Here is a 23,849-nt window from a genome sequence, read left to right on the forward strand (position 1 = left end):
GACTGAAAACTAAAAAATATGCAATACAAAATGTTAGTGCTCGACATGGATGATACCTTGTTGACAGACGATCACAAAATTTCGGATTTAAATAAAAAAGTGCTTCTTGAAGCTCAGGCTAAAGGTGTTTATGTAGTTTTGGCTTCAGGCCGACCAACATCTGCTATGACGGCTTATGCTAAGGAATTAGAATTAGATTTGAATGATTCATATATAATTTCATTTAACGGCGCTGTTATAAGTCAGGTTAAGGATGATCTTGTTTTATTTGAACAATGCTTAACCAGAGAGCAAATACATGATTTATACGATTATAGTGTAAAAATGAAAACGCACATTATTACCTATCTGGACGGCGAAATTATAAGTGAAACTGACTCAGAGTATATAGAAATTGAAAAAGAAATTACCGGACTGCCACATAACAAAGTTTCTGAATTTAAAGCGGCAGTTACAAAGCCGGCTGTAAAATGTATCTTGCTGGAAGAGCCTTCTTATTTAAAAGAAGTTGAGCAAGACTTAAAGGCTGCGATGCCACATCTGAGTGTCGCTATGTCAAAACCATTTTTTCTGGAAGCAGCACAATACGGAATTGATAAAGCAGCCAGTATAAAAATATTGGCAGAGAAACTAAATATTCATCAAAGCGAAATTATTGCAGTTGGAAACGCTGGAAATGACTTAACCATGATTGAATATGCCGGATTAGGAGTTTGGGTTGATAACGTAACACCAGAATTGCGTGACAAAGCAGATATAATTGTAGCTTCAAATAATGATGATGGCGTGGCTGAGGTTGTTCAGCGTTATATTTTGAATTAAATTTTTAGAAATAATAGCAATAAAAAAATCCCAGTTTAAAGATCGCTTTAAACTGGGATTTTGATTTATATGTTCTTCGAAAATATTATTTTTTAGCTACAGAAACAAAGTATTTATTTCCGTCGCCCATAGTTAATTTTACACGCTCGTCGCAAAGATCGATTGCAAAATTTTCACTTTCATAACAGCTGCAGGTTGTATTTTTGTCTTTAGACATTTCGGTTTTGCAATTGTTATTCTTAAAAGTGGATAATTGTGGAGTATATAAACTTACCAAATCAGTAGAAGCAGTAACCAGTGAAATAATACTTGCCGAATTGGTATTTGTAATTCTGTACACAATTCTGTCGGTATAATTAACTTCGTTAACAACGACTTTTCTAATGTATGTGTAAGCAGTAGATCCATCTCCAGGTTCTTTTACTTCAAATTTAAATCCGACAGCACGAATGGCAATGTCAAACTTTTGTTGAGAATTAAAACTCGCCCACGTTGTAAGTGTGCTGATTGTTGGAAACGGATTTGGAGTTGCAGCAGAGGTATTTGTCTGAGCCTGCACATTAAAAATTGTTAAGAACATTAAGCAGATTGTGGGCAAAAATGCTTTCATATAGTTTTAAGTTTTTAAAAAATGCCTACTCTAATTTGGTTTTCGGCTTTCCCATTGTGTTAGTGAGTTGAAATTTTAACGTTATAAACCAGATAATAGTGTGGTTCAGATTTATTTATTTTTTAATCAAATTTCGATGTGTGAATTTAGTTTTAATATTAATGGCAACAAAGAAAAATGTAAGAAAAATTTAAATTTAAAGCTAAATTTGTGTATTTAATCGGATTTATTTACTTTTTGTCGATGTTTTCTTTCATTTTTGAATTCCTTTTAAACTTAATTTAAATCTGATAAATTAGATAAGTTTTGTCTTATTGCAATTTTAGAGCATTGCTTTTTAAGACAAAATAAATGTTTGTTTAGGTCAAACAATTGATTTATAATGTATTATTGATTTTATTTTGAAGAAATTTGTGTGTAAATTTGCAAACTCTTCAAATGAGGATGTAAATATAATAATCTTACTACTGAAAACGTAGTGTATTCCTATGGAAAATAGAAAAAAAGTTGCTTTTTATACACTTGGCTGTAAACTGAATTTTTCAGAGACTTCTACAATTGCCAGAAATTTTAATGATGAAGGTTTTGATAGAGTTGATTTTGAAGAAGTAGCAGACATATATGTGATCAATACCTGTTCTGTAACAGAAAATGCAGATAAGCAGTTTAAACAGGTGGTAAGAAAAGCAATGAAACTGAATGATAAGGCTTTTGTTGCAGCTGTTGGGTGTTATGCACAATTAAAACCGGAAGAACTGGCTGCTGTTGACGGCGTTGATTTGGTTTTGGGTGCTACAGAAAAATTCAAAATTACCGATTATATTCATGATCTGAGCAAAAATGACATGGGTGAAGTTCACTCGTGCGAGATAGCCGAAGCCGATTTTTATGTTGGCAGTTATTCTATTGGAGACAGAACCCGTGCTTTTCTCAAAGTTCAGGATGGCTGTGATTATAAATGTACTTATTGTACGATTCCGTTGGCAAGAGGGATTTCAAGAAGTGATGCTTTAGAAAATGTATTAAAAAATGCCAAAGAAATTTCGGCTCAGGATATCAAAGAAATTGTTCTGACCGGTGTTAATATTGGAGATTACGGTAAAGGCGAGTTCGGAAATAAAAAACACGAACATACTTTCCTGGATTTAGTTCAGGCTTTGGATGAAGTAGAAGGAATCGAGCGTTTGCGAATTTCATCTATTGAGCCGAATTTATTGAAAAATGAAACCATCGAATTCGTTTCTAAAAGCCGCACTTTTGTCCCTCATTTTCATATTCCGCTGCAATCGGGAAGTAATGATATTCTCAAATTAATGAAACGCCGTTATTTACGTGAAGTATATACAGACCGTGTAAACAAAATTCGCGAAGTAATGCCACATGCCTGTATTGGGGTTGACGTTATTGTTGGTTTTCCGGGAGAAACAGATGAACATTTCTTAGAAACTTATCATTTTTTAAACGAAATGGACATTTCGTATTTGCATGTTTTTACCTATTCCGAAAGAGATAATACTGAAGCAGCAGATATGCCTGGCGTTGTTCCGGCAAATGTAAGAGCGAAACGCAGCAAGATGCTGAGAGGCTTGTCTGTGAAAAAACGCCGTGCTTTTTACGAAAGCCAGTTAGGAACCAACAGAACTGTTTTGTTTGAAGGTGAAAATAAGGAAGGCTATATTCATGGTTTTACCGAAAATTATGTAAAAGTAAAAACACCATGGAATCCCGAATTGGTTAACACTTTGCACGAAATTAATTTAACCAAAATTGATGAAGACGGAAGTGTTCGTTTGGAATTTTTAAACAAATTGACTGAAGCTTAATTCACAATATTAGCAGTTCGGGCCTGGTTGAGAACCTTATGAAAAGAAAGCATCTCGACTCCGCTCGATGTGACAAAAAATAATAAAGCCCTTTCGGAAACAGAAAGGGCTTTATTATTTTATAGAGTAAAGTTTATTTCTGGTTTTCTTCCGAAACCAGTTTCAGCGAATTAATGTAATCCGAATCAAATTCGATTACCCTTATTTTATCAGGGTTAAAACTCAATTCTCCTCCAAAAGAACCTCTGATATCCAGAAAATCGATGGTCAGGATTTCTTCATTTACTTCGATAAGTTTTCCTAAATAAACTGATTTTGGCGATTTTTTTACAATCTGAAAAATACCATATTTATTACTGATATAATTCAGAATAGTACTCAGATCCTTAATCGGAATAATGTCTTCCGCATTTGTTTTTAAACCTTTCAGACGAATCACCTTTTCATTGAAAATCAGCTCTTCATCTCTTTCGATTGCTTCGATGTTTTTGTTTTTTAAAATCACAAAACCATCAAGTATAAAATCGATTGGATTGTTTTTAAGTAAAATCCAGTCGTCTGAATAATCGATGAGAAATCCGGTAAAGATTTCTTTTTTATCTGTAAATGCAATTGAAACCAATTGTCTTAAATATTGTTCCATTTTGTTTGTTTTTAAATTCTAAAATTAGTTTCAAATTTCAATTTAAGTTAAACAAAAGAATTGGAATTTGGAATTTTTTGCGATTGGAATTTATATTTTAATTTAAGGATTAGTAGACCAAATACTGCTGTTTTTTATAAACACCCTGCGATTTAATTTTAGCTGAGCAATAATCAATTCAGCAATATCTTCAGACTGCATTACTTTTTCAGGATTACCGTCAGTTAAATTTAATTCTTTTGCCATATCAGTTGCTACAGTACTTGGGGTTAGTGCCGTAACACGAATATTGTGTTTTCTGAGTTCCTGCATTAAAGAATCTGTTAAACCCAAAACAGCAAATTTAGAGGCACTGTAGGCACTGGTTAACGCATTTCCGTTTAATCCGGCTGTAGAAGAAATATTGATGATATCGCCGGTTTGTCTTGCAATCATATTTGGCAGAACGGCACGGGTTGTATAGTAAGTTCCCATTAAGTTTACCTGAATAATTTTCTCCCATTCGGCTGGTTCTAATTCAAGGAATTTACCAAAAGAAGCAATTCCGGCGTTGTTGATTAGGATATCAATGGTTTTAAATTTATCCAAAGCTTTTTCAACAGCAGCATTTATGGAGTTTATATCAGACACATCTGCAGTCAGCGCAAGGCATTTTACTCCGAAATTTTCAATTTTGACAGCGAGCTGTTCTACATCCAGTTGCGTTCTCGAAACTAAAATCACGTTTACGCCTTCTTTTGCCAAAGCAATAGCAATAGCTTTTCCAATTCCTTTTCCGGCTCCTGTAATCAGGGCGTTTTTATTTTTTAAATCAGTCATTTGTTTATTTTTTAGAAATGCAAAAAGCATCAGTTCAGTACTACAAAAATACAGTTTTTGCTTACCAAAATGATGCTTTTATATTTTCTTAATCTAAGTTTAACAGCTTTTGCAGATTCTGTTTTTAAGATCTGATTAAACTTTTTTTTCAGGAGCTATTTCCAGCTATACGTTACAATCTTTTGTGCCGAACCCCGGCACAAAAGGATTTCCACTTCTATCTGGGCTAGACCTCCGTTTTCATAAGAACTATTCTTTTATTCCTTCAAAACCATGTCAATACACATGACAGCTGCCAGGATTAATTGTCTGAGTGGAGAATCAGCTGGAACAGTTTCTTCAATTTGCAGGATATAATTATCGGCACTGGTAAAAAACTCTTTGCCCATTCCTGCCCATTTTTTGCTTACCTGAGCCAGTTGTTTGTTTTCGTGTGAAAATTTAAAATCCCAACCGGTCCATTTTCCCTGAAGTGTTGCGACAGGTTTTTCGTTTTTGTCCAAAATTTCAAACTTCCCTCCAATCGAAAAGAATTTTTGTTTGAAGGTTCCGATCAGTCTGTCTTTCTCATCAAATATTTCGACAGTAGACCGAAAGATGGCAATACCACGTTTTACCGAAATTAATTTCTCGCCGGATGCTGTCGTGATTTCAACATTAAAAGGCGTTGCTCTTTTGTAATCTGTAAAGCGAAGTATTTTTGTGAAAAAGCCAAGATTGTTCTCACGGCAGTTCATGATAATCTGATTGCTTTCGGGATTATAAATATCGTAATTGTTTGACGCTTTAAACATTCCGACATGTTCTTTTACTAAAAATAGATTTTGGCTTAAAATGGGGTTCATACGTGTGTAAAATAAGTTTTGAATAAAACCCAAATGTAATAAAATATGGATTAATTATACTGCTTTGCGCCTTCAACCAAGCGAATAAATTCAGCTTTGTAACCTTCGCCGTCGTTTGAATTTCCCTGTTTGGCTAATTTTACAATTTCTTCAGAAGATTTGTTTGAGATCAATTTTGAATCTCTCAATTTTAATCCAAACCATGCTACGGCAGAACTAAATTTAAAATCATCAGAAGCTTTTTCTAAAACAACAGATTTGTTTTCGATCACCTGAACCATTTCGATACTTTTATCGCCATCAGGTTTTTTGTAACGGAATTTTACGGTTGCCAGTTCATTGCTGAAATTGGTTGTAGTTTCCTCAACCTTTGTGTATTTTAAATCATCCGGAAGGCTTGTAACGTATGTACTGGAAACTCCTGCCGGAATGATTTCATACAAAGCTGTAACGACGTGGTTGCTCCCCAATTCACCCGCATCTATAGCATCATTTTTGAAATCTTCCGGACGAAGTTTTCTGTTTTCATATCCAATCAATCGATACGACTGTACTTGTTTTGGATTAAATTCAATCTGAATTTTTACATCTTTCGCAATCGCAAACATCGATCCTTTAAATTCTTTTCCTAAAAAACGGTTCGCTTCCTGAATATTATCAATGTAAGCGTAATTTCCGTTTCCTTTATCGGCAAGGATTTCCATTTTACTGTCTTTGTAATTTCCCATTCCGTAACCTAAACAAGTCAGAAAAACACCGGTTTTTCTTTTTTCTTCAATTAGTTTTTCCATATCCGTATTCGAAGAATCTCCCACATTAAAATCTCCGTCAGTTGCAAGAATTACACGATTGTTTCCGTTTTTAATGAAATTTTCAGAAGCAATTTTATAGGCCAGATTGATTCCGGCTCCTCCGGCAGTACTTCCTCCGGCGTTTAATTGATCCAAAGCATCAATAATAGTTTTTTTCTCGTCTCCCGAAGTTGGAGGCAAAACCAAACCGGCGGCGCCTGCGTAAACCACAATAGCAACTTTGTCTTTTGGACGTAATTCATTCACTAAAATTTTCATCGATTGTTTTAATAAAGGCAATTTATTCATGTCGCTCATCGAACCCGAAACATCAATTAAGAAAACAAGGTTTGAAGCCGGTAAATCATCGGTTGGAATATTTTTTCCCTGTAAACCTATTTTAAGAATTTTATTTTTGGAATTCCACGGAGAATCACTCAATTCGGTATTGATAGAAAACGGATTTTCATCTTTTGGCTGTGGATAAGTGTATTTGAAAAAGTTTACCATTTCCTCCACACGCACCGCATCTTTTGGAACTTGCTGTCCGTTGTTCAGGAAACGTCTGATATTCGTGTAAGAAGCATTATCAACATCAATAGAAAATGTAGAAAGTGGTGCTGTTTTCGGACTTTCGAAAGCATTTTCTACGAAAGTATCATAATCTTCCTGAGAAGGTTCTGCATGGATTGGTGTAATTGTGTTTAATTTTTTGTCTAATTCTTTTTCAGAGAGATTTTTATAAATTTCATTTTTAGTTGAAATAATTACAACTCCATTAGATGCTCTATTTCCATAGACAGCTGCAGTTGATGCATCTTTTAAAATTTTCAGGTCATTAATGTCGTTCGGATTGATTTTTGCCATTTGACTGGCTTTAACAGGAACTCCGTCAACAATATACAGAGGTTCGTTTGCTGGCATAGCAGTTGCAGCTCCGCGTATTACGATATTTGGGCTCGCAACTTGTTGGGTATTTACTGCAATTTGAACTCCGGCAACCTTGCCTTTTAGCATTTCTGAGGCTGCCATTTTCTCTTTTTTTCTTTCAGCTCGTTCGTAACTTCTGGCACTGTAATCAGCACTGCTCGTTCCGTAGCCTACAACTACAACTTCTTGTAAACTATTAGATTCCGGAAACAGTTTGATATTAATCGTATTGGAGTTTTCAACTTTTTGTCTTTGAGTTTTATATCCGATAAAACTAAATACTAAAAGATCTCCTTTTTGAGCCTGAATGCTGTATTCTCCGTTAAAATTTGTAGCAGCGACTGCTTTCGAAGTCTGATTAATAATGTTTGCGCCAGGAATCGGCTGTCTGTTTTCGTCTGAAACGATTCCTGTAATCGTTCTTTTTTGTGCCATGGTTACGAAACATATAAGCATAGTAATGGCTAATGAAATAAGTTTTAGACTTTTCATGATAATAAGTTTTAGAATTAATGTTCGGTTTTTTGGCTATTTCTTCAGAGCCGGTTTTCCAGTTTTTGTAGTGATGATGACAACTCCTTTTCGGCCTTTTTCACCATATTTTTCTGTGGCTTCCAGATCCTGAAGTATGGTGATGGTTTTAATTTCCTGTTTGTTTAAAGGAGCATACGGACTCGTCGGATTTTTTCCGAATAAATCATTTTCCGAGAAATAAATGCCGTCAATGATGTACAAAGGTTCTTCGAGAACAACAAGTGATTCCATATTTTCCGGACTTAGATTAGGAAGCTCGTCCTGCATCATTTTGTCTCTTTTGTAATCATTGCTGTGTGCCATTGCGTTTCCGTTAAGGACAATTAATGGTGCCGACTTTTTAGCCATTTGACTTTGTTTTTCGGCAAAGGCAACTTTAGCAGATTCTCTTTCTTTGGCTTCTGAAAAGTATTCCATTTCCAGCTTAGCTTTCTTTTTTGAGACTATAGCATTGTCTTCTTCAAAATGTTCTTCTTTTACAGGGGCAGCTGATACAGTTTCTGCAGCCATTGTTGGAGGAGCTAACGGTTCGATAAATTGTGATTTTTTTGTTGATTCCTGAATGGCAACATTTTCTTTATTTTTTGTCTGATCTTCCAGAATTTCAAGAGCTTCTTTTTTAGAGACAATTCCAGAGTCAGAAGAAATTACTTCGTAATTTGCGTCTGAATTAGGTTTTTGAGATTTTCCAGTTTCCTGAATAACCACTTTCTGAATCTCATTTACTGTATTTTTGTCTGACTTTAAAAATTGAAATCCGATAGAAAGTAATAATAGAAAAGAAGCTGCGACTGCAATTTTTTTCCACAATGCAATGGTTTTTTTGTCTTCTTTTTTATCCAGTTTATCTTCAACGCGCGACCAGATTTTTTCCATTCCCGGAAAATCTTTGAGTTCCGAGTTGTGTGCGGCTTCTTTAAATTTATCGAATATTTTATCGTGATTGTCCATGACTATTTTGCTTTTTGATAATACAATTTATTTACTAATTCCTTTAGCTTTGTTTTGGCCACATTGAGCTGTGATTTTGAAGTGCCTTCAGAAATATTCAGCATTGCTGCGATTTCCTTGTGTCCGAAACCTTCAATGACAAAAAGATTGAAAACTGTTTTACAGCCTTCGGGAATATGGTTTAGTAAATTGAGTAAATCTTCTTCTTCTAATGTATTGATTTCATCTGTAAAAGGCTGCGAAAGTACTTTTACATCATCCAGATACATGTTGAAATTGGTGCTCTTTTTAATGGTTGCCAAACAGTGATTAACGGTAATTTTTCTGGCCCAGGCTTCAAAGGCTTTTTCTTCTTTCAGCTGGTCGAGTTTTGTAAAGAGGGTATAGAAAGCATCGGCCAGGGCTTCTTCTATTTCTTCTTCCTTCTTGAGGTATCGTTTGCAAACGCGATACAGTTTTGGAGCCATGTACTCATAAACCTGACGCTGGGCATCACGGTTCATTTTTTTGCAGTTAGAAATTAGCGTTTCGTTTATCACAATTTTGGTCTTTAATTATAAAGAGAGCGAAAAAGATAAAAAGGTTGGGACGAGATGAAATTTTTTTTTAGGTATAGAGTTGCAAAGAAACAAAGTTACAAAGGTTTTTAATGTAGAGACACACTGCAGAGTGTCTAACATGAAAGAATCCATAATGTTTTTGATGTTTTTTGTGTAGACGCACTGCGATGTGCCTCTTCGTCAATACTGTAATCTAAAACTTTTGCGTGTCTCTGCGAAAACTTTGTGAATCTCTGTGTAATGATATTATTTAACCGGCAATGTCAATTTATAAATCTTAGTTTCCAAAAGCTCTGTATCATTATCCTCGCAAAGCAAAAATTCAATTTTATTGTTTTCTTTTTTGTAAAGAGTCAAACCTTCGAATTTATTTGTTGAAGTGATTTTTTGAGTAAAATCGATTTTCATGGTTTTAAGATCGATGCGGCCAATGAAACTTCCTAAGACTTCGCCGTCATCGTAGGTAGATTTGGTGTCTTCGGCAGTAGAGAGAAAATAAATTTTGTCTTCAACTAAAACAGCGTCAGTAAAACTGGAACGAACGCCTTTTATTTTTGGTAGTTTATAATTAACTGAAATTAAGGCAAATTCTTCGTCTAATTTTTTAGCGTGGATGGTAAAAATGGTGTTTTTGTTTGAGATTCCGTTCCCGCGGTTGAATAAGTACCAGTTTTCACCATCAAAAATAGCACCTTCGAGATTGAAGTCTTCCGGTTTTATTTCGCCGAAATTTTGCATCAGCGAGTACAAATCAACCAGATTGTTTTTTTGTAAAACGGTTTTTGATTTCAGATCGAATTCAATCATTTTGTTTCGGTTTTCGGTTGATCCGGAACCAAAAATATAAAGCGTATCGTTATGGTTTGTTAACGATTCAAAATCAGGTTTTAAGTTTTTTGGAATGTTCTGTGTAGGATTTCCAATTAAAGCATGCTGGTTTAATTGCTGATTCTGCATGTTGTATTCATACAAGAATCCGCTGTTGTCTCCAATAACGTAAAGGGAATCGTTGTTAAAAAATAATCCGGAAGCAGAACCGATTCCGATAATTTGAAATAGTATTTCTAATGTGAATTTTTCCATGAAATGTTGTTTTGAAAACTAAAGCCTAGCCCTGATTACTTCACTTAATCCTATTTAATCGGAGTTCAGTGAACTTCGTTTGCAATGAAAATACTTTGAAAAGAAATTGCATTTTTTCCTGACAGAACGAAGCGACCGGCGGAAGCTTTGTTATGGCTTTGGAAAAAAGCAGTTTATTGATAAGTATTGCAATGGATAGCAGGAATATGCTTCGTAAAATTAGTATATTTCGGAGGATAAAAAATTAGAAAATGAAGTAATTGAAAATTATATAAAAAACTAAACCCGACAGAGTGAGAATCTGTCGGGTTTTACCAAAAAAAAAATAAAAAATAAACCTGATTTTTAATTTTTATAATTCAAAACCGTAAGCTAAACGAAGCCCAATCTGATTGGTATTGAATTTGTCATAATCTTCATAGCGTAAACTAATATCGAAGTGTTTTGTAGCGTAACCGATACTTGGTGCCCATAAAAGTGAGGTTTCATTATAGCCATTAGTTACCGCGAAACCGGCACCTACTTCTCCCATAACATAAAACTGGTCTTCCCAAACGAATGCTTTGAAACCGGCTTTTGCAGGAATAAAACCTAAATCCGGAACATCATCTCCAACAAATAAATTGGTAAAACCTGTTGTTAAGGTTAAAGAAGTTCTTTTGGATAAATCATATTGAAGCCTAACGTCTCCGCCAAGTGCCCAGTCGTAATCGTCACCATCTGTTGGAATTCCACCAGTAACACCAAATCCTAATTTGAATTTCTGATCATAGTTTTGTATTTCATCATTCTGCTGTGCAGTAGAAGTTGTCGTGTACATCATTGCAATTGCTGCAACAAATAGAATTCGGAGGTTTTGTAAATTTTTCATGTGCATGTATTTTTTTAATTACTATGTCGTAAAAGTAGTTTTGAGGTTTTGCTATGTCGTTATATAATTTTTTGGAATCGTTACATAATATTGATGCCTGATGCCTTTTTTGCAAGGCAAAAAGTGTTGTGAAGCCTTAATTTTACTGGTGTTTTGCTGATGAAACAAATCAGGGGGTGTTTTAGTGATTTGAATGCTTAATTTTTGATTAAGAGAAGAATTTGAGGTAGGTGTTTTTTTACTTTTTTGTATTGAAATTCATTTAACTCAATATTTTTAAAGAATAGAATGCAACTGATTATCTTTGCAAGCTAAAAAGAATAGAAGTGAATTTAAAGCAGTACACAAAAGAGTTTTCATACAATTTAAGACTGGCATATCCTGTAATTTTAGGTATGGTAGGGCATAACTTAATAGGTATGGTTGATAATATAATGGTAGGTAAATTAGGAAGTACTGAACTTGCGGCTGTTTCGTTGGGGAATAGTATGATTTTTATTGCGATGTCATTGGGAATTGGATTTTCTACTGCTATTACGCCTATTGTTGCAGAAGGGGATGCAGAGAAGAATGACGGTAAAATTCGATCGGCTTTTCATCACGGGCTGTTTTTGTGTACCATTTTAGGATTAGTGCTTTTTGGAACTATTGTTTTGGCAAAACCAATAATGGAAATGCTGCATCAGCCGAAGGAGGTTATAGCACTTGCAAAACCCTATCTGGACTGGGTTGCTTTTTCGTTAATTCCGCTTATCATGTATCAGGGGTACAAACAATTTGCCGACGGATTATCATTGACCAAATATTCAATGTATGCGATGGTAATGGCAAACGTACTGCATGTGGGTATGAACTATGTTTTGATTTACGGAATCTGGATTTTTCCGAAAATGGGAATCATTGGTGCGGCTCTGGGAACTGTGATTTCAAGAATTTTTCTGGTGATGTTCATGCACATTATGCTCTCACGAAGAAATGATTTAAAGCGATTCTTTAAAGATTTCAGTTTTGAGGAAATTAAAAAAGAAACGATAAAAAAAATAATCAGCATTGGGTTTCCATCGGCTATGCAAATGCTTTTTGAAGTAGTATTGTTTACCGCTTCGATCTGGCTCTGCGGAAATATTGGCAGAACCAGTCAGGCGGCCAATCAAATTGCGTTGAGCCTGGCTTCGATGACTTTTATGTTCGCGATGGGTTTAAGTGTAACTTCTATGATTAGGGTAAGTAATCAGAGAGGACTGCAGGATTATAAAAAACTAATAGTTGTGGCACGCTCCATTTTTTTACTGGCCATTATTATAGAAACTGTTTTTGCAGTTTTGTTTGTGGCGTTTCATCAATTCCTGCCTCATATCTTTTTGAATATGGAAAACACAATGCAAATCACAGACAATACAGAAGTTATTGAAGTTGCATCAAAACTCTTGCTGATTGCAGCTGTTTTTCAAATTTCTGATGGAATTCAGGTTGTGGTTTTAGGCGCTTTACGAGGTTTACAGGATGTGAAAATCCCGATGTACATTACGTTTGTAGCGTATTGGATTATTGGTTTTCCGATATCATATTATTTGGGCGAATATACTCAAATGAAAGCAGAAGGGGTATGGATCGGACTTTTGGCGGGCTTGACAGCTGCGGCTTTATTTCTCTATCTTCGTTTTCATTACTTAACCAAAAAATTAATCAAAAATTAAGTTTCAAATACCTACATTTGAAGCCTTAAAAACACACTGAATATGGAATTACCTAAATTTTTACTCGGAGATAACACTGATTTCCCGGATGATATTTTTATCATACATCTTGATTATCCTAGATTCATTATCAACTTAAAAGATGATGAGGTTGAATTTCTGGAAGAAGCAGAAGATCTTGACGAAGCCGAATTAAACGCAGAAATGGAAGGTTTAATTGAAAAGGCAAATGAGTTTTACGACAGAGAAATAAACCGTTACGAAGAGTAGAGACGCACAGCCCTGAGTCTCTGCCATGTACCATTCCAAAATTTTTAATGAAAAATTTACGTTTTTTAAAACCCGTTTATAATTTTATAGTAACGGGACTGCTAATCACGACTTTAAGCAGGATATTTTTGTTTTTTATTTTTAAAGACAGAGTAGTCGAAACACCAAATTTCTGGTATATTTTTCCAATCGGCCTTCGAATGGATTTGATTTTACTGTGTTATCTGTCGTTTCTGCCGGCCGTTTTAATTACTTTTTTGCCTAATAAATGGCTGAAGTTTACCAATTCATTTTTGGTAATTTACAGTTTTATATTCCTGTTTCTGATTCTGTTTGTAGAATTGGCTTCACCGGATTTCGTAAAGCAGTATGATACACGCCCAAATAAGATTTTCCTGGATTATCTGATTTACCCAAAAGAAGTTGTCGGAATGCTTTTGAAAAGTTACCTGACTTCGATTATAGTTACTTTCCTTATTTTAGGAGTCATTATTTATTTGGCTTTCAAAAAAGGAAAAAAATATTTTCATACAACCAATGCCGAATATAAATTCAAATTAATGGTTTTTCCGTTAGTGGCTTTTGTGTTGTTTTTCGGTGCTCGTTCAAGTTTAACTTCTAAACGTCCGATTAATGCGAGCAATGCGGTTTTTTCTACAGATCAATTGACAAATTGTCTTGGCTTGAATTCTTTTTACACCGTTGCTTTTGCTGCTTATTCGATTAAAAACGAAGGAAACACCAAGATGTATGGTAAAATGGAAGAAGCCGAAGCTATTGCCCGTGTAAAAAAATATATGATTGCCGGGCCTAATGATTTCACTGATGCTGAAATTCCGTTTTTGCATGTGCAGCAGCCGGACTCTGTTTTAAAGAAACCTTATAATCTGGTGATTTTTCTTCAGGAAAGTTTAGGAGCAGAATATGTTGGAATCCTTGGCGGTAAACCTTTAACACCGGAATTTGATAAATTATCGAAAGAAGGTCTGCTGTTTACCAATTTATATTGCACAGGAACCCGAAGCGTTCGCGGAATTGAAGCGGTTGTAACCGGATTTTTACCTTCTCCGTCTGAAAGTGTAGTGAAGTTAGGAAATTCCCAGCAAGGTTTTTTTACTCTTGCCGATGCCTTAAAGCATAAAGGTTACGATACCAGTTTCATTTACGGAGGAATGGCGAATTTTGATAATATGGCTTCTTTTTTCAACGGAAATGGTTTTACAGATATCGTAGACCAAACCGATTTTGAGTCAGACGGAAATAAATATGCTTTCAAAGGAACCTGGGGATATTCTGATGAAGATTTGGTAACTAAAGCGAATAATTATTTTAAATCAAAAGGAGATAAACCTTTCTTTTCATTGATGTTTTCAACTTCCAACCATGAGCCGTTTGAGTATCCTGCCGGAAGAATCAAACCTTATGACAAGAAGCCTGCTACGGTTAATAATGCAATGAAATACGCTGATTTTTCGATTGGAAAATTCTTCGAAATGGCTAAAAAAGAAGCCTATTTCAAAAACACTATTTTCATTGTTATTGCCGATCACAATACGAGAACATACGGAAAGAACTTAGTGCCAATCAATAAATTTCATATTCCGGCTTTGATTATGGGGCCTGGAGTTCCAAAGGGAGTTTCGTATAGCAAATTGGCCAGTCAGATCGATATTCCGCCGACCTTATTGAGTTATTTGGGACTTTCGTTTGAAACGCCTATGGTAGGGCGAAATTTAAATCAGTTAGATGCAAAAACGCAGGGAAGATCTATTATGCAATTTAATGATATCAATGCGTTCAGAGTCGAAAATCAGGTTGTAATTATGCAGCCAAATTTGAAACCGCTGCAATTTGAAATCAAAAATGACACTACTCTGATTCCTGTAAAATTGAACGAAGAATTAGCAAAAGATGCTTTGGCACATGTTATAACTGCGGGCAATTTGTATAAGGAGAATAAATATAAGCTGAGAGAGGTAAAAAAATAATTGACAACTCAATTTGATAATGAAAAGCTGCTAAGGATGAATTTCTTCTTAGCGGCTTTTTTGTTTTAAATCTGGGGTAACAAAAAATAAAGTTTGTTTATCTATTATAAAATATTTAAAACGTAATCAATATGAAAAATTTTAAAACAGCAATTTTTACAGTGGCATTTGTATTTTGCTTAACAAGTGTAAAAGCTCAGGATACTAAAAGTGTGAAAGAAAAAACAGCTAAACCGGATTCGGCTTCAGAGTTGAAAACTACATTAGAAACACAGACACAGGTCGTTGTTGCATTAGATAAAAGACGTCTGAAAACCAAACATGATACTGCTAAAAATTCAGTAGGGAATATCCGTTAAAAAATAAAAATTTCTGTACCAAAACAGAAAGGGCTACATTTTTTTATACTTTTCCAGTAATAACTGAGCGGCTGCAAAAGGTGATATTTCATTATTTTGCACCGCTTTTTTGATTTGCTCTAATTGCGAAATAATTTCAGGCTGATTGTAAAAGTTTGATTTCAATTTCTCTTCGATGGTTTCCATCATCCAGAATTGATTTTGTTCTTTTCTTTTCTCCTGAAAGAAGCCATTTTTATGAGTTATTTCAAAATATTGCGAAATTGTTTCCCAAACTTCTGAAATACCATCTTTAGTTATGGCGCTGCAAGTAGTAACTTTTGGCTGCCAGGTTGATTTTTTAGAAGGAAATAAATGCAGGGCTCTGTTAAATTCAATTTTGGCTAAGTTTGCTTTTTTGATATTGTCTCCGTCAGCTTTGTTGATGACAATCGCATCAGCCATTTCCATAATACCGCGTTTGATTCCCTGAAGTTCATCACCGGCACCTGAAATTTTGAGCAATAAAAAAAAGTCAACCATGCTGTGAACAGCAGTTTCGCTTTGACCAACACCGACAGTTTCAATAATGATGGTGTCAAAACCTGCAGCTTCACAAAGGATAATAGACTCACGGGTTTTTCTGGCGACACCACCTAAAGTTTCGCCCGAAGCACTCGGCCTGATAAAAGCGTTTTCGTCTTTTACCAATTCTTCCATGCGGGTTTTATCTCCTAAAATGCTGCCGTGAGAAAGTGAACTGCTGGGATCAACGGCTAATACGGCAACTTTTTTTCCTAATTGCGTCAGGAAAGTTCCAAAAGCCTCAATGAAAGTGCTTTTTCCAACACCCGGAACACCTGTAATTCCTATTCTGATTGATTGATTGGCATAAGGAAGGCATCCTTTAATGACTTCATTAGCTTTTTCAGTGTGTTCAGGATTTGTACTTTCGATTAGAGTAATAGCTCGGCTTAAAGCTGTTCGGTTTGAGGCAAGTACTCCAGAGATTAGTTCTTCAGCAGAGGGTTGCTGTCTGCGTTTGTTTTTAATTTGGCTGATAGCTGATGCATTGGTGATTTCGGGAGATGAAATTCCAGCTTTTTCGTTTAAACTGCCGGCCTGCTTATTTGAACTTGACAAAACACATTTTTTAGAATGGTAAAAGTACTGAAAACAAAAACAGTTTCAAAAGCAGAAAATAGCCATGGAAACTGTTTTTTGTTAAAACACGAATTAATTATCTCACTTTTAAATTCGTGCTAATTTTTAAAATCTGTGTTTGATTAATATCCTGCAGTAAATCGAACCTGATGGTGTTTTGGAGTTTCGATTTCATCAGCAATCACAACTGCCAAATCTTCTACAGATAAAATACTTCTTTGCTCGTCATTAAAAACAGGATTTTCCAGGCCTAAACGATATTTTCCGGTTCTTCCTGTTTTAGTTCCCTGATGCATTTCAAAAGCAGGACTAAAAAATGCCCAGTCCAGTTCTTTCTCTTCTTTGATGATGTCTAAATAATGTCTTGCGGCATTGGCACCATCAAAAATTTCTTTAGGAAAATCAGGAGTGTCAATTGCCTGTAAACCTGGTGCAACAAATAAACTTCCGGCTCCTCCAATTGTAATAAAGCGTTTTACTCCAGCTTGTTTTACAGCTGCCTGAATCGCTTTTGATCCTCTAATGGAATCATCATAAATGTTTGGATTTGTCCAACCCGGATTAAAGGCATTCACTACAACATCATGACCTTTTAAAGTTTCTGCCAATGAGTCAACATCATAAACATCTGCTACGATCCAGGTTGCATTTGTGGTGTCTTTTGGAGTTCTGGCTATTGCTGTAATCTCGTGTTTTCTGTCTGCCAATTCGTTTAAAATAGCTGAGCCAACAAATCCTGTAGCTCCAATAATTGCAATTTTCATAATGTATAAATTTATTTAGTAATAAAAAAAGTTGCAGTTTTGTGTAAAAAAATAGTTTTAAAATTGTGTCGAAAAATCTTCAAGAGAAATGTTTTCTAATTGCTCACAGACTTTCTGATTCATTTCTACATACAATGCATCGAGATTCTGATTGATTTTTTTTCCAACAGGACAGTCCGGGTTAGGCTGGTTTTTGGCATAACCCAAACCGATGTTTTCAAAAGTCATTTCAAATATTTCTTTTAAAGTAATATTAGAAGCGGCTTTAGATAATTTTGTGCCTCCGTTTTTGCCTTCTTTGCTTTCTACAATATGATGTGCTTTTAGGTTTGCTATTTCTTTTCTGACCAGAACAGGGTTGAGGTTCATACTTCCTGCAATAAACTCTGATGACAAATAATCATTAGGGAATTTTGTGAGCAAAGTTAAGATATGTATCGATATGGCAAATTTACCTGAAAGCATACTGTAATAAATTATGTTACAAATTTAATCCATTTTTATAATGCAAAAAATAATTTTAACGTTTTTTTGTTTTTAGTCCTTAATAATTAGCCCTTAGTAATTAGTTCTTAGTCTTGGTGCATATTTGTCTTTAGCGAATAAGTAATTGTTAGGTGTTTTTTAAAGAATTTAATGAAACTTTTTTTTCAAAATTTCACAATTACTAATGACTAAGTGCTAATTACTAAGAACTAGTCACTAATCACTAAACAATAAATCCCTACTTTTGTACTCAGGTCTTGATATGAACAACTTTATTTTAATATTCTTCTTTTTATTTTTAGGATTGCTTTTGCAGAAAGTAAAAGGTTTTCCGTCTAATACATACAAGATTTTAAACAAAATTGTCATTTATTTATGTCTTCCTGCCATCACCTTATATCATATTCCGAAAATTAAATGGAGTAATGAATTATTGTTTCCGATAGGAGCGGGCTGGATTACTTTTATTCTGGCATTTGTATTTTTTCATTTTTTAGGAAAGAAATTAAAATGGTCCAATAAACTGATTGGCTGTCTGATTTTAACAGCCGGGTTAAGTAACTCCTCATTTTTAGGTTACCCTATAATCGAAGCCTTATTTGGAAAAAAAGGTTTAGAAACTGCTGTATTGGTAGATCAGCCCGGAACATTTGTAGTAGTTTCAACATTAGGGGTTTTTGTAGCTGCTTTTTATTCTAAAGGAAGCCCGGATACTTTTAGTATTATTAGGAAGATACTCTTATTTCCTCCGTTTCTAATGTTTGTTCTGGCCTGTTTAATGAATGTGTATGACTACGATTTAGATTTGAATATTCAATCTGTTTTATTGAAAGTGGGAAGTTTTGTAACACCGCTTGCTTTATTATCAGTAGGATTACAATTGAGTTTTGACCGTAAAAGCCAACATTGGAAATTTTTACGTCTGGGACTTTTCTTCAAACTTATTCTGGTTCCGTTTGTCCTTTTAGTTTTATATGTCTTTATTTTCAACCAGCATTCTGAGGCTATAAAAATCACGATAATGGAAACTGCTATGGCACCCATGATAACGGGTGCGATTCTGGCTTCGACTTATGGTCTGAAGCCAAAATTAAGCAGCATGATGATTGGTTTTGGGATTCCGGTTTCTTTCTTAACTCTCGCTATTTGGTACTTTATAGTTAGTTTTATTTAATTTTGTATTAATTATATAGGAAAAATAGAACTTTAACTTATTTTTAAATTTTGATTGTTTTCTGAATGCATTTTTTAGTTAATTTTAGAGGAACTAAAAAAATATAATTATGTCAACATTACGATTAGGCGATATAGCTCCGGATTTTCAGGCTGAAACCACGCAGGGAACAATTAATTTTCATGAATGGCTGGGAGATTCATGGGGCGTTTTATTTTCGCATCCGGCAGATTTTACTCCGGTTTGTACAACTGAATTAGGTACTGTAGCCAATTACGTTCCTGAATTTACCAAAAGAAACACTAAAGTTATTGCTTTGAGTGTTGATGGTTTAGAATCACATAAAGAGTGGATAAAAGATATTAACGAAACACAAAATACAGAAGTTAACTTCCCTATTATTGCAGACGAAGATAAAAAAGTAGCAAATTTATATGATATGCTGCACCCAAATGCAAGCGATAAATTTACAGTGCGTTCTGTTTTTGTAATAGGTCCTGATAAAAAAATCAAACTGACTTTAACATACCCGGCTTCAACTGGAAGAAATTTTGACGAATTGCTTCGTGTTATTGACAGTCTTCAGCTAACAGCAAATTATAGCGTTGCTACTCCGGCAAACTGGAAGGATGGTCAGGATGTGGTAATCGCACCTGCAATTCCGGATAGTGATATTCCGGAAAAATTCCCAAAAGGACATACGCCAATAAAGCCGTACTTGCGTTTAACACCGCAACCGAATAAATAAGTTTTTTTAGCTTCTAAGATATTAAGGTGCTAAGTTTCTGAGGTTATGATCTTGTGAAATTAGCACCTTATAAGTTTATTGGTACTAGGAAAAAAACGTAGCAACTTAGTCTCTGAACTTCTTAGCGGCTTTTTAGCAACTCAGCCATTTTTTTCTTCTCTCCAACTACCCATATAATGTCATTTTGCTTCAAAATCAGGCTGGATTCAGGATTTAGGATTCGGTTTCCGTTTCTCTCGATCCCAACAACCATTCCCCCGGTTTTTCCTCTAAACTGGCCAATGCTTTTTTCTGTAAAGTCTTCATTAGAAACTTCCAGTTGGCGTAGTACAACTTCAGATTCTTCTACATTTTTAGGCGCATCAATTTCGTTCTGGTTCAAATAATTCGTAAACTCAGTAATTTGAGCATCAGTACCAATTACTGAAATTTCATCTCCCGGAAATAAACGTTCGGTTTTAGTCGGAATCGGAATTGTGACTTCTCCGCGTCTGATGTACGCAATATTAATTCCCATTGATTCTCTAATGCGTAATTCTTCTAATGTTTTTCCCGCAAGGTTAGATTCTTTTCCAATGTCAAAAATAGACATGTGACCGTCCCAGGGCATTAAATTGGCATATCTTCTGTCAATTTTTTTGTTTTCACGATCATTTAAATTTTTCAAAAAGTGATTTTCGATTTTATGATATTGTTCGTTCAGTTTTTTAGGGAATATCTGGTAAGCAGCGATAGCAATAATCAAGGCAACAAATGCCACTGTAGGCGAAAAGAATATATTTAATAAAAATCCAACAAAAAACAATCCAATACTCATTCTAATCAGGATAAGCATTAAAAGTGCGCCGCGATATTTACGTTCTTCCCATAATATTTCAACCTCTTCCACTTTGACACGACGCAGAGAAAGTGCCCATAAAAACGGAGCAATTACTACCAGAGTTAAAAGGGCTGCCAATGTATTTCCGAAACGGGTATCTGCCACCAAAGGCGCTACAAATTTGGAGGACAATAAAACAATTGCAGTTATGATGATAGTATGAAGAATTATTTGCGTTATCGAAGAACGCAGCACAATTTGCCACATGCTTACCGATTTGATAGCCTGAGCATTCACACTATAACGATTAATGTTTTTAACCCATTTTTTGGGCATTTTTTGTTCTAAAACCAATGCAAATGATTCCGAATATTTAATTAAGAAAGGTGTTGTAAATGTGGTAATCGCAGAGACTGCTACAATTATAGGATACAGGAAACCGCTTGTTACTTTGAGTGTCATGCCTAAAGTTGCAATGATAAAAGAGAACTCGCCAATTTGTGCGAGACTCATTCCGGTTTGTACCGATTGTTTCAAAGGCTGCCCCGATAATAAGGCTCCGATTGATGAACTCAGTGCCTTTCCGAAAATTGTTACTAATGTAATAATGACAACAGGAAGTGCGAAATCAACTAAGGTTACCGGATTAATTAACATTCCTACCGATACAAAGAAAACCGCACCAAATAAGTCTTTTACAGGCTGAATTAAATGCTCAATTTTTTCGGCCTGAGTGGTTTCAGCAATAATAGAACCCATGATAAAAGCGCCAAGAGCAGGAGAAAAACCAACATTTGCAGCAAAAATTACCATCATCAGGCACATCGCAAGAGAAATGATAAGCAGCATTTCATCGGTTAGAAGATGTTTGGCCTTTTTCAGAATGGTCGGAATAATAAAGATTCCGCCCAAAAACCAAATAATTAAAAAGAAAACCAATTTCAAAACCGATTGCAGCAAAGCGCCTCCTGAAACTTCATTACTTACAGCAATTGTAGACAACAAAACAAGCATTAAAATCGCGACTATATCCTCAACAATCAAAGCTCCGAAAACAATTCCAACGAATTTTTTTCCTTTAACACCCAATTCATCAAACGCTCTGATAATAATGGTTGTAGAAGAAATCGAAAGTGTCGCCCCGAGAAAAATACTATCCATTTTGCTCCAGCCCATCCATTGTCCCACACAATAACCAATGAGTGTCATGAATGCAATCTGGGTTATGGCTGTAACAGAGGAGGTTCCTCCAACTTTCATTAGTTTCTTAAAACTGAATTCGAGTCCTAAACTAAAAAGGAGAAATATAACCCCGATTTCAGCCCAGACTTCGACACTTTTCATGTCGGTTATCGAAGGGAAAAAGTCAAAATGGTTTCCGGCTAAAAAACCTGCAATCAGGTATCCCAAGACCAGAGGCTGTTTCATTTTTTTAAAAATAAGTACAGCAATTCCGGCAGTCATCAGGATTAATCCCAGATCACTGATCAAAGGTTGTAAATGGTGTGTAGTTTCAGCAGCGGCGGTTAAGGCAATCATAAAAGGTGGTATTTTTTTTCAGGAGTTTAACCCAGTTTTCAATTTTAAATGAAATTCACTCAACTCCTATAGAAATAAAAGTTAGGTGAATTAATCTGGGCTAATTCTCGGGTTTAAATAAAAAAAGCTATCCCGATAAAGATAGCTTTTTTTGACAAAATATTTTAGGTTTTCTTTAAATTCCAGTGTAATTGCCAGGAGTTATTGCCATTAATTCTGCTCTAACGGAATCAGAAACTTCTAAAGTTGCGATAAAACTATGAATAGCATTTTTATCAATAGCTTCATTTGTTCTGGTCAGACCTTTTAGAGCTTCATACGGATTTGGATAGGCTTCACGACGTAAAATAGTCTGAATCGCTTCTGCCACAACTGCCCAGTTTTTCTCTAAATCTTCAGCAAATTTAGCTTCGTTCAAAAGTAATTTGTTCAATCCTTTCAAAGTTGCTTCAAAAGCAATAATGGTGTGTCCTACCGGAACTCCAACATTTCTTAAAACAGTACTGTCAGTCAAATCACGTTGTAATCTTGAGATCGGCAATTTAGCAGCTAAATGTTCAAAAATAGCATTTGCAATTCCTAAGTTTCCTTCTGAATTTTCAAAGTCAATCGGGTTTACTTTATGCGGCATTGCCGATGAACCAATTTCTCCCGCTTTGATTTTTTGCTTGAAATAATCCATAGAGACATACGTCCAGATGTCACGATCTAAGTCGATAATGATATTGTTGATTCTTTTTAAGCCGTCAAAAAAAGCAGCAAAATGATCGTAATGTTCAATTTGAGTAGTCGGGAATGAATGGCTTAAGCCTAAATCAGTTTCAACAAATTTAGTTCCGAACTGCTTCCAGTCGATTTGTGGATAAGCAACATGATGTGCATTGAAGTTTCCAGTTGCGCCACCAAATTTAGCAGCAAACGGAACATTGAACAACAAACGCATCTGCTCTTCTAAACGCTCTACAAAAACTAAAATTTCTTTCCCTAAACGAGTAGGAGAGGCCGGCTGACCGTGTGTACGCGCCAGCATTGGAATATCCTTCCATTCAACGCTTAATTCTTTCAATTTAGAAATTAAAGTGATTAATGAAGGCATATAAACTTGCTCAAACGCTTCTTTTGTAGAAAGCGGAATAGCAGTATTGTTAATGTCCTGAGAGGTTAATCCGAAGTGAATGAACTCTTTGTATTGCGATAAACCTAATTTTTCAAAAGCATCTTTGATAAAGTATTCCACCGCTTTTACATCATGGTTGGTTACTTTCTCCGTTTCTTTAATCCAAAGGGCATCTTCAGTAGAGAAATTTTTGTAAATGTTTCGTAAACTGTCAAATAAATTTGAATCTACGTCTTTTAGCTGTGGCAAAGGAATTTCGCATAAAGCAATAAAGTACTCCACTTCAACTAATACACGATATTTTATTAAAGCTTCTTCAGAGAAAAAAGGTGCTAAATTTTGGGTTTTACTTCTATATCTTCCGTCAATCGGTGATATAGCATTCAATTCGTTTAGAGTAGTCATCGTTATGTTGTTTTTTCGAAAGGTGCAAATATAAACAGAATTTGGTGATTACAGGTA

Annotated in this window: 22 protein-coding genes; 8 read left to right on the forward strand and 14 right to left on the reverse strand. The window is 35.1% G+C overall.

What is annotated here, in order from left to right; all coding sequences use genetic code 11:
- Positions 1-18: 18 nt before the first annotated feature.
- Positions 19-822, forward strand: a complete 804-nt coding sequence (locus AAEO57_RS10470) for a Cof-type HAD-IIB family hydrolase (RefSeq protein WP_341692304.1) — start codon at positions 19-21, stop codon at positions 820-822.
- Between the two features lie 85 nt (positions 823-907).
- Here AAEO57_RS10470 and AAEO57_RS10475 read toward each other — a convergent pair whose 3' ends face one another.
- Positions 908-1,432: a hypothetical protein gene (locus AAEO57_RS10475; protein WP_341692306.1), complete on the reverse strand. Its 525-nt coding sequence runs from the start codon at positions 1,430-1,432 to the stop codon at positions 908-910.
- Positions 1,433-1,920: 488 nt separating this feature from the next.
- Here AAEO57_RS10475 and mtaB point away from each other — a divergent pair, with 488 nt between their 5' ends.
- Positions 1,921-3,255, forward strand: a complete 1,335-nt coding sequence (mtaB, locus tag AAEO57_RS10480) for a tRNA (N(6)-L-threonylcarbamoyladenosine(37)-C(2))-methylthiotransferase MtaB (protein ID WP_341692308.1) — start codon at positions 1,921-1,923, stop codon at positions 3,253-3,255.
- Between the two features lie 133 nt (positions 3,256-3,388).
- On the opposite strand, the gene AAEO57_RS10485 is transcribed toward mtaB, so the two are convergent.
- The 8 genes from AAEO57_RS10485 to AAEO57_RS10520 form a co-directional block, all read right to left on the reverse strand.
- On the reverse strand, positions 3,389-3,898 hold the full coding sequence (locus tag AAEO57_RS10485; RefSeq protein ID WP_341692310.1) for a hypothetical protein: 510 nt from the start codon (positions 3,896-3,898) through the stop codon (positions 3,389-3,391).
- Between the two features lie 102 nt (positions 3,899-4,000).
- A complete protein-coding gene (locus tag AAEO57_RS10490) occupies positions 4,001-4,717 on the reverse strand; it encodes a 3-ketoacyl-ACP reductase (RefSeq protein ID WP_341692312.1) in 717 nt (238 codons plus the stop codon).
- A gap of 257 nt (positions 4,718-4,974) precedes the next feature.
- Positions 4,975-5,562, reverse strand: coding sequence for an LURP-one-related/scramblase family protein (locus tag AAEO57_RS10495; RefSeq protein ID WP_341692314.1), 588 nt, complete (start codon positions 5,560-5,562; stop codon positions 4,975-4,977).
- A 50-nt stretch (positions 5,563-5,612) separates the two neighbouring features.
- Positions 5,613-7,775, reverse strand: coding sequence for a YfbK domain-containing protein (locus tag AAEO57_RS10500; protein WP_341692316.1), 2,163 nt, complete (start codon positions 7,773-7,775; stop codon positions 5,613-5,615).
- 36 nt (positions 7,776-7,811) lie between these two features.
- A complete protein-coding gene (locus tag AAEO57_RS10505; RefSeq protein WP_341692319.1) occupies positions 7,812-8,768 on the reverse strand; it encodes a hypothetical protein in 957 nt (318 codons plus the stop codon).
- Between the two features lie 2 nt (positions 8,769-8,770).
- Positions 8,771-9,271 carry an RNA polymerase sigma factor gene (locus AAEO57_RS10510; RefSeq protein ID WP_341692321.1) on the reverse strand — a complete coding sequence of 167 codons (501 nt, stop codon included), beginning with the start codon at positions 9,269-9,271 and terminating at the stop codon, positions 8,771-8,773.
- A gap of 303 nt (positions 9,272-9,574) precedes the next feature.
- Positions 9,575-10,411: a DUF6929 family protein gene (locus AAEO57_RS10515; protein ID WP_341692323.1), complete on the reverse strand. Its 837-nt coding sequence runs from the start codon at positions 10,409-10,411 to the stop codon at positions 9,575-9,577.
- 352 nt (positions 10,412-10,763) lie between these two features.
- Positions 10,764-11,282 carry a hypothetical protein gene (locus tag AAEO57_RS10520; protein ID WP_341692325.1) on the reverse strand — a complete coding sequence of 173 codons (519 nt, stop codon included), beginning with the start codon at positions 11,280-11,282 and terminating at the stop codon, positions 10,764-10,766.
- A gap of 326 nt (positions 11,283-11,608) precedes the next feature.
- Here AAEO57_RS10520 and AAEO57_RS10525 point away from each other — a divergent pair, with 326 nt between their 5' ends.
- The 4 genes from AAEO57_RS10525 to AAEO57_RS10540 all read left to right on the forward strand — a co-directional run bounded on the left by AAEO57_RS10525 (position 11,609) and on the right by AAEO57_RS10540 (position 15,596).
- The gene (locus AAEO57_RS10525) at positions 11,609-12,979 is read left to right on the forward strand and encodes an MATE family efflux transporter (protein WP_341692327.1); all 1,371 of its coding nucleotides are present in this window, start codon (positions 11,609-11,611) and stop codon (positions 12,977-12,979) included.
- A 42-nt stretch (positions 12,980-13,021) separates the two neighbouring features.
- A complete protein-coding gene (locus tag AAEO57_RS10530; RefSeq protein WP_072973177.1) occupies positions 13,022-13,249 on the forward strand; it encodes a hypothetical protein in 228 nt (75 codons plus the stop codon).
- A 47-nt stretch (positions 13,250-13,296) separates the two neighbouring features.
- Entirely contained in the window at positions 13,297-15,237 is a 1,941-nt protein-coding gene (locus AAEO57_RS10535; RefSeq protein ID WP_341692328.1) for an LTA synthase family protein, read from the forward strand.
- A gap of 131 nt (positions 15,238-15,368) precedes the next feature.
- Complete coding sequence (locus AAEO57_RS10540; protein WP_341692329.1) at positions 15,369-15,596, forward strand: hypothetical protein; 228 nt, start codon at positions 15,369-15,371, stop codon at positions 15,594-15,596.
- A gap of 33 nt (positions 15,597-15,629) precedes the next feature.
- Here AAEO57_RS10540 and meaB read toward each other — a convergent pair whose 3' ends face one another.
- From meaB to AAEO57_RS10555, 3 genes are all read right to left on the reverse strand, one after another.
- Positions 15,630-16,718 carry a methylmalonyl Co-A mutase-associated GTPase MeaB gene (gene meaB, locus AAEO57_RS10545; RefSeq protein WP_341692330.1) on the reverse strand — a complete coding sequence of 363 codons (1,089 nt, stop codon included), beginning with the start codon at positions 16,716-16,718 and terminating at the stop codon, positions 15,630-15,632.
- Between the two features lie 143 nt (positions 16,719-16,861).
- Positions 16,862-17,503: an NAD(P)-dependent oxidoreductase gene (locus AAEO57_RS10550; RefSeq protein ID WP_341692332.1), complete on the reverse strand. Its 642-nt coding sequence runs from the start codon at positions 17,501-17,503 to the stop codon at positions 16,862-16,864.
- Between the two features lie 57 nt (positions 17,504-17,560).
- Entirely contained in the window at positions 17,561-17,968 is a 408-nt protein-coding gene (locus tag AAEO57_RS10555) for an RrF2 family transcriptional regulator (RefSeq protein ID WP_341692334.1), read from the reverse strand.
- Positions 17,969-18,251: 283 nt separating this feature from the next.
- On the opposite strand from AAEO57_RS10555, the gene AAEO57_RS10560 reads away from it, so the two are divergent.
- Together AAEO57_RS10560 and AAEO57_RS10565 are read left to right on the forward strand one after the other, a co-directional pair.
- Complete coding sequence (locus AAEO57_RS10560) at positions 18,252-19,163, forward strand: AEC family transporter (protein WP_341692336.1); 912 nt, start codon at positions 18,252-18,254, stop codon at positions 19,161-19,163.
- 109 nt (positions 19,164-19,272) lie between these two features.
- Positions 19,273-19,911, forward strand: a complete 639-nt coding sequence (locus tag AAEO57_RS10565) for a peroxiredoxin (protein WP_341692338.1) — start codon at positions 19,273-19,275, stop codon at positions 19,909-19,911.
- 121 nt (positions 19,912-20,032) lie between these two features.
- Here AAEO57_RS10565 and AAEO57_RS10570 read toward each other — a convergent pair whose 3' ends face one another.
- Both AAEO57_RS10570 and purB read right to left on the reverse strand, forming a co-directional pair.
- A complete protein-coding gene (locus tag AAEO57_RS10570; RefSeq protein WP_341692340.1) occupies positions 20,033-22,270 on the reverse strand; it encodes a cation:proton antiporter domain-containing protein in 2,238 nt (745 codons plus the stop codon).
- Positions 22,271-22,445: 175 nt separating this feature from the next.
- The gene (gene purB, locus AAEO57_RS10575; RefSeq protein WP_341692342.1) at positions 22,446-23,792 is read right to left on the reverse strand and encodes an adenylosuccinate lyase; all 1,347 of its coding nucleotides are present in this window, start codon (positions 23,790-23,792) and stop codon (positions 22,446-22,448) included.
- Between the last annotated feature and the right edge of the window lie 57 nt (positions 23,793-23,849).

This window comes from Flavobacterium calami (assembly GCF_038290035.1).
Taxonomy (GTDB): Bacteria; Bacteroidota; Bacteroidia; order Flavobacteriales; family Flavobacteriaceae; genus Flavobacterium; species Flavobacterium calami.

Bases quoted from the DNA above. Each gene is read 5' to 3' on its own strand.
- AAEO57_RS10510 (WP_341692321.1), bottom strand. From the start codon at position 9,271: ATGAACCGTGATGCCCAGCGTCAGGTTTATGAGTACATGGCTCCAAAA.
- AAEO57_RS10475 (WP_341692306.1), bottom strand. From the start codon at position 1,432: ATGAAAGCATTTTTGCCCACAATCTGCTTAATGTTCTTAACAATTTTT.
- AAEO57_RS10560 (WP_341692336.1), top strand. From the start codon at position 18,252: ATGAACAACTTTATTTTAATATTCTTCTTTTTATTTTTAGGATTGCTT.
- AAEO57_RS10495 (WP_341692314.1), bottom strand. From the start codon at position 5,562: ATGAACCCCATTTTAAGCCAAAATCTATTTTTAGTAAAAGAACATGTC.
- AAEO57_RS10520 (WP_341692325.1), bottom strand. From the start codon at position 11,282: ATGAAAAATTTACAAAACCTCCGAATTCTATTTGTTGCAGCAATTGCA.
- AAEO57_RS10555 (WP_341692334.1), bottom strand. From the start codon at position 17,968: ATGCTTTCAGGTAAATTTGCCATATCGATACATATCTTAACTTTGCTC.
- AAEO57_RS10500 (WP_341692316.1), bottom strand. From the start codon at position 7,775: ATGAAAAGTCTAAAACTTATTTCATTAGCCATTACTATGCTTATATGT.
- purB (WP_341692342.1), bottom strand. From the start codon at position 23,792: ATGACTACTCTAAACGAATTGAATGCTATATCACCGATTGACGGAAGA.
- AAEO57_RS10570 (WP_341692340.1), bottom strand. From the start codon at position 22,270: ATGATTGCCTTAACCGCCGCTGCTGAAACTACACACCATTTACAACCT.
- AAEO57_RS10565 (WP_341692338.1), top strand. From the start codon at position 19,273: ATGTCAACATTACGATTAGGCGATATAGCTCCGGATTTTCAGGCTGAA.
- AAEO57_RS10505 (WP_341692319.1), bottom strand. From the start codon at position 8,768: ATGGACAATCACGATAAAATATTCGATAAATTTAAAGAAGCCGCACAC.
- AAEO57_RS10470 (WP_341692304.1), top strand. From the start codon at position 19: ATGCAATACAAAATGTTAGTGCTCGACATGGATGATACCTTGTTGACA.
- AAEO57_RS10490 (WP_341692312.1), bottom strand. From the start codon at position 4,717: ATGACTGATTTAAAAAATAAAAACGCCCTGATTACAGGAGCCGGAAAA.
- AAEO57_RS10515 (WP_341692323.1), bottom strand. From the start codon at position 10,411: ATGGAAAAATTCACATTAGAAATACTATTTCAAATTATCGGAATCGGT.
- mtaB (WP_341692308.1), top strand. From the start codon at position 1,921: ATGGAAAATAGAAAAAAAGTTGCTTTTTATACACTTGGCTGTAAACTG.
- AAEO57_RS10540 (WP_341692329.1), top strand. From the start codon at position 15,369: ATGAAAAATTTTAAAACAGCAATTTTTACAGTGGCATTTGTATTTTGC.
- AAEO57_RS10550 (WP_341692332.1), bottom strand. From the start codon at position 17,503: ATGAAAATTGCAATTATTGGAGCTACAGGATTTGTTGGCTCAGCTATT.
- AAEO57_RS10530 (WP_072973177.1), top strand. From the start codon at position 13,022: ATGGAATTACCTAAATTTTTACTCGGAGATAACACTGATTTCCCGGAT.
- AAEO57_RS10535 (WP_341692328.1), top strand. From the start codon at position 13,297: ATGAAAAATTTACGTTTTTTAAAACCCGTTTATAATTTTATAGTAACG.
- AAEO57_RS10485 (WP_341692310.1), bottom strand. From the start codon at position 3,898: ATGGAACAATATTTAAGACAATTGGTTTCAATTGCATTTACAGATAAA.